General features: G+C 45.7%; 9 protein-coding genes and 2 pseudogenes. 7 read left to right on the forward strand and 4 right to left on the reverse strand.

Features of this window, described 5'->3' with window-relative positions; genetic code table 11:
- Together IM456_RS18030 and IM456_RS23610 are read left to right on the forward strand one after the other, a co-directional pair.
- Positions 1-115: transposase (locus tag IM456_RS18030; RefSeq protein ID WP_271927689.1), on the forward strand; the 115-nt coding region annotated here is incomplete at its 5' end.
- A gap of 26 nt (positions 116-141) precedes the next feature.
- Positions 142-426: pseudogene (locus IM456_RS23610) on the forward strand (RNA-guided endonuclease InsQ/TnpB family protein); the annotation flags it as partial.
- 364 nt (positions 427-790) lie between these two features.
- Here the strand turns inward: IM456_RS23610 and queF are convergent.
- A complete protein-coding gene (gene queF / locus IM456_RS18040) occupies positions 791-1,186 on the reverse strand; it encodes a preQ(1) synthase (RefSeq protein WP_149985521.1) in 396 nt (131 codons plus the stop codon).
- A 227-nt stretch (positions 1,187-1,413) separates the two neighbouring features.
- On the opposite strand from queF, the gene IM456_RS18045 reads away from it, so the two are divergent.
- From IM456_RS18045 to IM456_RS18060, 4 genes are read left to right on the forward strand one after another with little or no spacing between them, the layout of a single operon-like run.
- Positions 1,414-2,595 carry a M20 family metallopeptidase gene (locus IM456_RS18045; RefSeq protein ID WP_149985522.1) on the forward strand — a complete coding sequence of 394 codons (1,182 nt, stop codon included), beginning with the start codon at positions 1,414-1,416 and terminating at the stop codon, positions 2,593-2,595.
- A 22-nt stretch (positions 2,596-2,617) separates the two neighbouring features.
- The gene (locus IM456_RS18050) at positions 2,618-3,082 is read left to right on the forward strand and encodes an MEKHLA domain-containing protein (protein WP_104397245.1); all 465 of its coding nucleotides are present in this window, start codon (positions 2,618-2,620) and stop codon (positions 3,080-3,082) included.
- 14 nt (positions 3,083-3,096) lie between these two features.
- On the forward strand, positions 3,097-3,798 hold the full coding sequence (gene pyrF, locus IM456_RS18055; RefSeq protein WP_287693012.1) for an orotidine-5'-phosphate decarboxylase: 702 nt from the start codon (positions 3,097-3,099) through the stop codon (positions 3,796-3,798).
- Positions 3,762-4,298, forward strand: a complete 537-nt coding sequence (locus IM456_RS18060; protein ID WP_147072181.1) for a hypothetical protein — start codon at positions 3,762-3,764, stop codon at positions 4,296-4,298. The genes pyrF and IM456_RS18060 overlap by 37 nt, the downstream gene beginning before the upstream one ends.
- On the opposite strand, the gene prmC is transcribed toward IM456_RS18060, so the two are convergent.
- From prmC to IM456_RS18075, 3 genes and pseudogenes are all read right to left on the reverse strand, one after another.
- Positions 4,295-5,179, reverse strand: a complete 885-nt coding sequence (gene prmC / locus IM456_RS18065) for a peptide chain release factor N(5)-glutamine methyltransferase (protein ID WP_287693013.1) — start codon at positions 5,177-5,179, stop codon at positions 4,295-4,297. The two genes, IM456_RS18060 and prmC, sit on opposite strands and share 4 nt — an antisense overlap.
- Before the next feature lie 5 nt (positions 5,180-5,184).
- A pseudogene (locus tag IM456_RS18070) lies at positions 5,185-5,977 on the reverse strand (Tic22 family protein).
- Positions 5,978-6,364: 387 nt separating this feature from the next.
- A complete protein-coding gene (locus IM456_RS18075; protein WP_149985527.1) occupies positions 6,365-6,799 on the reverse strand; it encodes a hypothetical protein in 435 nt (144 codons plus the stop codon).
- Between the two features lie 219 nt (positions 6,800-7,018).
- On the opposite strand from IM456_RS18075, the gene mtnA reads away from it, so the two are divergent.
- The gene (gene mtnA / locus IM456_RS18080) at positions 7,019-8,098 is read left to right on the forward strand and encodes an S-methyl-5-thioribose-1-phosphate isomerase (RefSeq protein WP_149985528.1); all 1,080 of its coding nucleotides are present in this window, start codon (positions 7,019-7,021) and stop codon (positions 8,096-8,098) included.
- Positions 8,099-8,368: the final 270 nt, after the last annotated feature.

The following is an 8,368-nucleotide window of genomic DNA, read 5'->3' on the forward strand; positions in this document are numbered from 1 at the left end:
AACAGTTGAAGGAATTAATAATAAACTGAAGGTGATTAAAAGGAGAGGCTATGGATTTAGAAACTTTAAAAACTTTAGTCTTAGATGTTTATTAAATTGGCATTTTGCTAGTTGATTTTACATGGTAAGTTCGGAAGAACCGAAAGAGCTTGGTTTTCTCTATCCCGTTTTTATGACAACTGTAAAAAGCGCACCGCCCGCGCCGAATCGAATTGGGCGAGCGGACGGATCAAGAAGGGTTTGGCAAAAAAAGGTTATCCCCAATTCAAAAAGTTCTCAAGGTCTGTAGAGTACAAAACTTCTGGCTGGAAACTAACAGAAGACAAGAAGTTTATCCACATCACGGATAAAACTGGGATAGGAAAATTAAAGCTAATCGGCACTTTTAACCGTGAGATTCTCGATAAATCTACCATTAAAAGGCTCTTCTGGTTTCTGTGTGGCAACGAGGTCTATACTGATAGGTTCTTCAGCAAAATAGTCCTAAAAGTCTTTCCCAGTAAACATTTCACGATTCTATAAGCAAAAATTATCACACAAAGTCGAGAAGAGCCATTAAAAGAGTTAGGCTTATTAAACGAGCAGACGGCTTTTATTGTCAATTTGTCTCAGACGAGGACAGATTCGATGAGTAAAACCTATCAGACAAAGGACAAGATAGCGATATAACCTGCTCGATCATCGTCTCCTGTTGACTGGCTACAGACCTTCCAACAGCAAAAAACTTGAACAACAAAAACTAGAACAGCTAGAGATGGGGGCTAACCCATCCCCAAACTAGACAATTATGCTATTCTTTTTTATACATCACCTCCACCACAGTATGTACGTTACCCCTGGGATGAAAATCCCCCTTAATTTTCATCTGCAAGGGTTCGCAAGCGGCCACCAAATCATCTAAAATTTGGTTAATTGCTTCTTCGTGGGAAATATAACGATCGCGATAACTATTAATATAAAGTTTAATCGCCTTTAATTCCATCACCTTTTGATCGGGAACGTAGCTAAGATAAATAGTGGCAAAATCGGGATAACCGGAAAAGGGACACTTACAGGTATATTCCGGCAGAGTGATCTGAATATCGTAATTTCTGCCCGGACGTGGATTGGGGAAAGTAATTAATGTTCCTGCGGCAATTTCTCTTTCCCCGTACTTAACTTCAATTTTTTCGGAAGACTGAACCATGTTTTTTCCTAACTAGACACTGTTTCCTATCATAGCTGGAATATTCTCTCAAGAGGCGTTGCCGAATCAAGAGATGAATGGTAACTCCTGCATCCTATTGACAAATTAGCTTAGTCCTGGGTTGAAAGAATGCCGAGAAGACAATGCAGACTGAAAATCAGCCAAGTCGAATTTTCAGGTAAACAATGCTCTATGATTAACTTTAAAGATACTGTAAAACTGGTTTCATGCTCTCCGAGATTAAAAACATAGCCGAGAGTCTCGCACCCCGATTAGTGGAGATTCGCCGCCACATTCACGCGAATCCAGAGTTAAGCGGGCAAGAATATCAAACTGCCGCCTATATTGCCGGGGTTTTGTCTTCCTGTGGTCTATCGGTGCAGGAAGCGGTGGGAAAAACGGGAGTTAAGGGAGAATTGGCGGGAAAAGGCAGTGATCGAAGGATTTTAGCTATCCGGGCCGATATGGATGCCCTACCGATCCAAGAAAGAACCGATTTAGACTTTGCTTCCCGCAAACCCGGGATTATGCACGCCTGCGGTCACGATGTTCATGCTACCGTCGGTTTAGGGGTGGCGATGGTGCTTTCCCGTCTCTCGGAACCTTTGCAGGGAAAAATACGCTTTCTCTTTCAACCAGCAGAGGAAATCGCCCAGGGGGCCAGTTGGATGATCCGGGAAGGGGTGATGCGGGATGTCAGCGCCGTTTTGGGGCTGCACGTTTTCCCCTCGATTCCGGCCCGATCGATCGGAGTTCGTTACGGGGCCTTAACTGCAGCTGCCGACGATCTGGAGATTTTTATTCAAGGGGAATCCGGCCACGGGGCCCGGCCCCACGAGGCGATCGATGCTATCTGGATCGCCTCGCAAGTAATCACCACTTTGCAACAGGCAATTAGTCGGACTCAAAACCCTTTGCGTCCCATTGTCCTCACCATCGGCCAGATTAGCGGTGGTCGCGCCCCCAACGTCATCGCCGATCAGGTACGCATGGCGGGAACCGTGCGATCGCTGCACCCAGAAACCCACGCCCATCTCCCGGAATGGATCGAGAGTTTGGTCACGAATGTCTGTAGCACATATAACGCTAAATGTCAAGTAAAATATCGTCGGGGCGTGCCATCGGTGCAAAATGACCAATTTTTAACCCGGTTAGTCGAAGAAGCCGGTTTAGAAGCTTGGGGACAGGATCGGGTTTTAATTCTCTCGGAACCCTCCATGGGGGCCGAGGATTTTTCCCTTTATTTGCAACAGGCCCCGGGGACAATGTTCCGTCTGGGAGTGGGTTCTCCTAACCTCCTCAATCCCCCCCTTCACCATCCGGAATTTTTAGTGGATGAGTCGGCAATTCTGACGGGAGTGATTACTTTAGCCTACGCGGCCTATAAATATTGGCAAAGGGAAGATTAAACCGGTTTTTCAAGATAATTTTATGGAAATTTGGGAAGATTTAGCTATTATAGCTTGGACGGAATTGCTGCTAGATAGTTATGAACAGTTAATCGGGCGATCGCTTTTACCCTGGATCGGTACTGGCAAAGAACAGAGTAAAATGCTCTTTTATGCCCCTTTTGTGCTAGTTTCCCACGGTACACAAACTAATCCGATCTTCAATTATGGTAATCGCTGCGCCCTCGATCTCTGGGGTTTAACTTGGCAAGAATTATTAGCAACTCCTTCGCGAGCAACGGTAGAGGGAGAGGAACCCGCCCAAGAACGCCAAAAAATGCTGGATTTAGTCAAAAAACAGGGCTATATCAACGATTATCACGGGGTAAGGATCACGAAAAACGGTCAACTATTTCGCATTGAAAAAGCGATCGTTTGGAATATCATCGATCGTGATGGCATTTATTGCGGACAGGCTGCCACTTTTGCCGATTGGATTTTTCTTTGATTTATCGCCCCAATATGACCAACTCAGACCGAATTATTGTTCCTCTCGATGTGCCGGATTTAGAATCAGCGATCGCACTGCTCGATCTGTTGCCGGAAGTCAATTTTTGGAAAGTGGGACTAGAATTATTTGTCAGTAGCGGTGCAGAAATTCTAGGGATTCTGCAAGAAAGACAAAAAAAGAGCTTTCTCGACCTAAAATTTCATGATATTCCCAATACAATCGCCGGGGCCTGTCGTTCAGCTAGTCGCTATCAAGTGGATTTACTCACCCTGCACGCTACGGCCGGACGGCAAGCACTGACGGCGGCTAAGGAGGCAATTTCTGACCTGCTATCGCCGCCAAAACTTCTCGCTATCACCGTTTTAACCAGCCTTAACGCCCGCGAATTAGCCCTCGACCTCAAAATTCCCCTAGAACTATCGGAATATGCCTTAAATCTGGCATTATTGGCCAAGGAATCAGGAATTGATGGGGCGGTTTGTTCTCCCCAAGAAGTGGCGCAATTGCGGCGCATCTGTGGAGAGGATTTTCTCTTAGTTTGCCCCGGAGTTCGTCCCTCCTGGTCAACGAAAGGGGATCAAAGTCGGGTGATGACTCCGGCCCAAGCGCTTAAAGCTGGGGCTGATTATCTAGTAATTGGACGACCGATCACCGGTGCCGAGGAGCCAAAGGTAGCATGGGCAAAAATTTGTCAAGAATTAGCCGACATTTAGCTGTATTACTGGTTATTTTCGGGATTAACTTGCCAGCAGTTAGTCGTCCTCTTTCTAGCTGTCCGGAGGATTTAAATCTTTTAGTCGATCGCCTCTTGTCAGATTTACCCAGTTATGCTAATCGAGTTATTAGCCGCTCCCAAATCGATCAAGAATTATCTACACCGGTTTTTGTGATTATTGCCGGTCGTCCCGAATTTACACCCCTACCTTTAACTGCCAGTCAATATTCTGGTCAAATTGCCGATGACACTCAACAGGTTTTTTTTACGACTTTAGAGCGTCAGTATAGCAAAAATCGCTTTGTCACTCTCCAGAATTATCACTGGTTATTTTTAACTAAAACTGGGGAAGGATGGCGATTAGTGACGGTTTACAGTCAATTAGCTGCCCTTGAACCCGCTCAAGTCCCCTTACCTCCCCTAGAAACCAGCCAAGGCACCATCGGCCAAGCGGTGCGTCTCTGGCTGCGGGACTGCGAAGCGGCTGCATTGCGCTAAATTCGCTCGGCCAAAACAAAGCGATCGAAACCTGCTAGGTCGTTAATAATCTGAATTTGTCGATAATTGCCCTGATTTTCCAGCATTTGCGCTACTTTTTCCCCTTGACCGGCTCTCATTTCCACTAGCCAAAGGCCTCCTGAGCGCAGATAATCGGGAGCAGTGGCCACTAGATAGCGCAGCGCAGTCAATCCGTCTTCACCTCCATCCAGGGCCAAACGGGGTTCATGTTCCCGCACTTCAATTTGTAAGTCGAGGATTTCTGCACTGGGAATATAGGGGGGATTGGACAGCATACCGCTAATCTGTCCTTTCCACTTCTCTAGAGGTGTCCACCAAGAACCCTGTTTTAAGATAATTCTGTCGGCAAAACCCGTCTTGATGATATTTTCTTTGGCGATCGCTAGAGCCGTTGGACTGTAATCAATAGCATATATTGCTGCTTTTGTCAAGATACTGGCTAAACCAATAGCGATCGCACCGCTACCGGTTCCCAGATCTACCCAGATTCCCCCGTCGTCTCCTCTGACGGTTTCGCCAACAATATCGATTAATAACTCGGTTTCGGGACGAGGAATTAAGACTTCTGGGGAGACTTTGAGGGTAAAATTACGCCAGACCACCGATTCGAGCAAATACTGTAAGGGAACCCTTGCTTGCAGGCGTTTTTGCCAGCGTTTAGTAATTTCCGACCAAGAATAACTCAAGGGGATTTTTTCTCGTTCGCGAAAGGATTGTAAGCGCAGGGAAAGAGTATCTAAATCTGTCACTGCTTGCAGAAAGATATCCACTTCCTTCGGAGATATTTGCGATCGCTCTAAATCAGCGATCGCCTGTTGGCGCCATTGACTTAATTCTTGACCGGAAATACTAGCAGTCACAAGGCTTAACGATTGGGGGCGGGGGGATTATTGGTATTATGATTAGGGCTTTGCTGGCGGTTGTTTGGGAGCATTTTGGTTGCTATTTGCCCGAATAAAATCAATCGTTTCTTGGCTAGGATAGAGGAGAATTTTAGTTAAAGCTTCATCGTTGCTTTGTTGTAGGGTGGCGATGACATTTTCTAAGGGAATAACATCAATTTTCACCGTGGCTGCTTCGGCGGGATTAGCTTTTTTATATTGTTCTACCATTTGCAAAGCGGCGGCCTTTTCAAAGAAGAAAGGAATCAAATCCTGATTATTGCGACTGATCACCAGAAAATTACTCTCTTTTCCTGCTTTCGGCACAAACAAAGGTACACCACCTTGATATTGTTGACCTCTTTCACTGAGCAGTTTTTTCGCCGATTCTACTTCCGACTCTTTGGGAACAAAATCGATAATTAGACGATTTTGATCGGTTTGACTGGTTTGCATTTTATAGACCTGTGCCAAAGAAACAGGCTGAACTTTAACTTTGCTGGCCACTTCGGGATTCTCTTTTTTCAGTCGTTCAAAAAAGTTTTGTGCGTCCTGCCGACTGATAAAAACTCCCGTGAATTTCTGTTCTTTTTCTCCCACGGCAATTAGGGGAACTCCTTGATCATCGGCAATAGCGAAGACAGGTACAGACTGCAAGGTTTTGACGATTTGTTCTTCCGGTAAAGCGAGTGCTTTAGAATAGCTGCCCAGGAGCGAAGTCAACATTGTCGTTCCTACTAAACCAAGAGTTGCCGTCCAACGAATGAGAGATTTCATCAAAATAATTACCTCGTTATTACTATTAACCAATATTTGCCGTTAATCTGAACTATATCGTCTGCTTAACCCCTCCGATCAGGAGTTTTTTGATGAATAACCAGCCCCGAAAGTTCCCTTTATTGGCTTGCTTCTGAACCATCATAGCTAAAAAGCTCCATATTTGGTGAGATGTGGTCGCAGCGGCGGCCAGGAAATAGGGGCAATTTATGGGCTGATCTGGGTAATCATAGGAATTAATTAGAGTTTTTAAGCTATATTTTCAAAAAAATCGCTTTAGCTACGGTTTAAGCTTGCTTTTGCTTTAATAAGCACCAACTTAAGATCAAAAGGCCTCCTCTTGTGTGGATCAGTTAGTCAACGGGCCACCCTTTGATCTTGGCGCTGCTAATGATTTTCCGAGAGATGGCGCGGATGGGCGATCGCTAACCGCAGCCATTGATAGGAAACTAGATTTAAAATCAGTCCGATGATCAATAAAATTGCCATGAGAGCGATTTGATACCAGGCGATCGGTCTGACCAGAAGATCGGCGATCAGATGGGCTAAATTCAAGACAGAATAGAGAATTGTCAGCCAGAAATGGGCCTTTCTCAAGGAGCGACTTTCGCTAAAATTGACCCCGATAATCGCTAACATTGGCAGCAAAAAAAAGAGCAACATTCCCCAGAAAATCGGATCGAGATTGCTGGTTTGATGACTCTCGACGATCGATTGACCATGGAAAAGCGGCATTAAACCCAGTTGGGTGTGAAATAGGGTTCCCAAGAGGAATGTTGTCCAGAGAGCGGCAATTTTTTCGGGATATTTTGCTGTTTTCACGGTAATTATCCTCGGAATTAGTTAAATAAAAGCTCGGACTAAGTGAGAAAGTATTCTTCAATTTTTTCTAGTCACTTATCTATACATTCTAAAAAAAGTTTCTGTATTTAAAATTACTTTTTACAAAAAAACACAAAATAGTTTTTACTGCTGATCAGCCGTGGAGAAAGGCCGCTGCTATAGTGGTAAATTTAGCTAATTCTCAATCTAAAAATGTTTATGACCACAACCACTTGCGAGAGTAACTCAATCTATCCCGTGCGTTGGCAAGATAATAAAGTCTGGCTGATCGATCAAACCCGTTTACCTATGGAGTATGGGGAAGTTGAGATCACCAGCAGTGAAGCTATGGCCCGGGCGATCGAAACGATGATTGTGCGCGGCGCTCCGGCGATCGGGGTGGCGGCTGCCTATGGTATGGTTTTAGGAGCGCAGGAAATTACCACCGACCAGACAGAGGAATTTCTGGCTGATTTAACTAGAATAGCCGATCGATTAGCGCAAACCCGGCCGACGGCGGTGAATTTATTCTGGGCGATCGAGCGAATGTTAAAAGTGGCCAGGGAAAGTGGCCCAGAAGTGGCAGTAATTACCAAAAATCTCCTTGAAACTGCCCAAAATATCCAAAAAGAAGACGTGGAAACCTGTCGGGCGATCGGTCACCATGGTTTATTGGCGCTGCCGGAGCAACCAGAAAAACTGACAATTTTAACCCACTGTAATACTGGTTCCCTAGCCACGGCCAGTTATGGTACTGCTTTAGGGGTAATTCGTTCCGCTTGGACGGCAGGGAGATTAATACAAGTGTATGCAGACGAAACCCGGCCGCGGCTGCAAGGGGCAAAATTAACCGCCTGGGAATGTCTGCGGGAGGGAATTCCCGTCACCGTGATCACCGATAGCATGGCGGCCCACTGTATGCAGCAAAAACTGATCGATGCGGTGATTGTTGGGGCCGATCGCATTGCGGCCAATGGGGACACGGCCAACAAAATTGGCACCTATTCCCTTGCGGTGCTGGCAAAAGCTCATAATCTGCCTTTTTATGTGGCCGCGCCGCTATCGACGGTGGATTTTTCCCTTAAGGATGGTACGGGGATACCGATCGAACAGCGCGATCATGCCGAAATTTATCAGGTGGGGACAACTACCCTTTGCCCTAGAGATGTTAACTTTTATAACCCCGCTTTCGATGTTACTCCCGCCGCTTTAATCACCGCTATCATCACGGAAAAAGGAGCGGTAACACCGGCTGAATTAATTTTTTTACCTAAAATGTCGGATGAATGCCCCCGCTAGATTTTTCGACAAGATACTCACTAAAATTAGAACGTAGGTTGGGTTGAAGCATGAAACCCAACGCCGGCATGGGTTACGCTACCGCTAACCCATCCTACAAATAATTTTGCCTCCTTGCTTAATAATCCTATTGACATCCTCGCCGCCGTAAAACGGACGGCGATTCCCAAACCTCACGATTTGGGTTTCTGCTTCTTTCCCTTGCGGGGTTCCGCACCTGCCTTAACAGATTTACTCTGTTCTGGTCTTATGGTCGCTCTACAGACTGAC

The sequence above is a fragment of the Microcystis sp. M079S1 genome (assembly GCF_020246425.1).
Lineage (GTDB): Bacteria > Cyanobacteriota > Cyanobacteriia > Cyanobacteriales > Microcystaceae > Microcystis > Microcystis aeruginosa.

Excerpts from the sequence above, each read along its gene's own strand:
- queF (WP_149985521.1), bottom strand. The coding sequence starts at position 1,186 with ATGGTTCAGTCTTCCGAAAAAATTGAAGTTAAGTACGGGGAAAGAGAA.
- IM456_RS18045 (WP_149985522.1), top strand. The coding sequence starts at position 1,414 with ATGCTCTCCGAGATTAAAAACATAGCCGAGAGTCTCGCACCCCGATTA.
- IM456_RS18050 (WP_104397245.1), top strand. The coding sequence starts at position 2,618 with ATGGAAATTTGGGAAGATTTAGCTATTATAGCTTGGACGGAATTGCTG.
- pyrF (WP_287693012.1), top strand. The coding sequence starts at position 3,097 with ATGACCAACTCAGACCGAATTATTGTTCCTCTCGATGTGCCGGATTTA.
- IM456_RS18060 (WP_147072181.1), top strand. The coding sequence starts at position 3,762 with ATGGGCAAAAATTTGTCAAGAATTAGCCGACATTTAGCTGTATTACTG.
- mtnA (WP_149985528.1), top strand. The coding sequence starts at position 7,019 with ATGACCACAACCACTTGCGAGAGTAACTCAATCTATCCCGTGCGTTGG.